The 1,715-nt window shown below is 69.1% G+C and carries 1 protein-coding gene; it reads left to right on the forward strand.

The features are described from left to right. Window positions 1-67: 67 nt before the first annotated feature. The gene (locus FH610_RS42600) at window positions 68-1,651 is read left to right on the forward strand and encodes an IS1182 family transposase (RefSeq protein WP_152313716.1); all 1,584 of its coding nucleotides are present in this window, start codon (window positions 68-70) and stop codon (window positions 1,649-1,651) included. Window positions 1,652-1,715: the final 64 nt, after the last annotated feature.

Raw genomic sequence — 1,715 nt, forward strand, 5'->3', positions numbered from 1 at the left:
CTAGAAGGCCACTGAAGATCTTGCGTTCTGGCCTCGTTCTTCCCGGCATGAGGCCACAGTGGCTCATGTGCAGGGTGAGTGGGCTGGGGAGCTGGTCGGGCCGGATGTGTGGCAAACCTGCCGGGAGTTGATCCCGGCAGGAAGCGTGTTCGCGTTCTTGGCTGAGCACCGCCAGGCACTGTTTCCCGCAGGGATGTTCGCGGATATGTATCCCTCGCGTAACGGGCGGCCGAGCATGCCGCCGCAGATCCTGGCGGCTGCGGTGGTGCTGCAGACGCTGCACGGGTTGTCGGACGCGGATACCGTGCAGGCGTTGCGGTGTGACCTGCGCTGGAAGGCGGCCTGCGGGCTGGGACTGTATGACACCGCCTTCGATCCGTCGCTGCTGACCTACTTCCGGCGGCGGCTGGCCCGCTCCCGCAGGCCGAACCGGATCTTTGAGGCCGTTGGTGAGGTGGTCGCGGCGACCGGGGTGCTTAAGGGCAGGCAGCGGCGGGCGCTGGATTCCGCGGTGCTGGACGATGCGGTGGCCACCCAGGACACCGTCACCCAATTGATCGCCGCGATCCGCCGCACCATCCACCAGGTGCCCGGTGCCGCCCAAGTCGCCGCCGCATGTTGCACCGCTCATGACTACACCGATCCGGGCAAGCCGCGCATCGCCTGGGATGACGAGCAGGCCCGGGCCGTGCTGGTGGACGCCCTGGTCACCGACGCGATCCGGCTGCTGGCCGGCCTGCCCTCCCAGCCCTTGGACGAGCAGGCGGCCACTGCCGTGGGCCTGCTCGCCCTGGTCGCCGGCCAGGACGTGGAACCGGCCGACGACTCCGACGGCCGGGACGGCCGCTGGCGCATCGCCCAGCGCACCGTCCCCGACCGGGTGATCTCCACCGTCGATCCCGAATCCCGGCATGTGCACAAAACCCGCACCCACCGCCAAGACGGCTTCAAAGCCCACGTGGCGGTCGAACCCGAAACCGGCCTGTTCACCGCCGTGGCGTTACGGCCCGGATCCGGTGCCGCCCATCACGAGGCCGCCCTGGCCGTCGATCTACTCGCCGAGGAGACCAGCCCGGTGGAGGTCTTCGGTGATGCCGCCTACTCCAGTGGGCCCTGCCGCCAGGCGCTGATGGAGGCCGGGCATAGTGCCGTGATCAAACCGGCACCGCTGCGCCCGGCCGTGCCCGGCGGGTTCGACCTGGACGACTTCGCCATCGACACCGCGGGCAGCACCGTGACCTGCCCGGCCGGGCACCAGGTTGCCTTGTCGGCGCCGTCAGGCCGCAACCTGCAGCGCAAGGCGTTGTTCACCGGCCAGTGCGCCGGCTGCCCGCTGCGCTCGCGCTGCACCAAAGCCAAAGCCGGGCGCATCCTCACCATTCGTCCGCACCACGACGAACTTGCCGCCGCCCGCCGGCAGGCCGCCACCGATCCGGCCTGGCAGGACGACTACCGGCGCTGGCGGCCTCCCGTCGAACGCGCCATCGCCTGGATCGTCGCACGAGGCAACCGGCGATTACGGTACATCGGCACCATCAAGAACAACGCCTGGCTCCACACCCGCGCCGCCACTCTCAACCTGCGAACCCTGATCAACCTCGGACTCACCCGGACCGGCAACGTCTGGACACTGGAGCCCAAACCCGCCTGAGCGAACCACGGCCGACCACAAGCACCGGCCGTTATCGAGACAAGATCTTCAGTGGCCTTCTAGG

Source organism: Microbispora catharanthi (assembly GCF_006334915.2).
GTDB classification, from domain to species: Bacteria; Actinomycetota; Actinomycetes; order Streptosporangiales; family Streptosporangiaceae; genus Microbispora; species Microbispora catharanthi.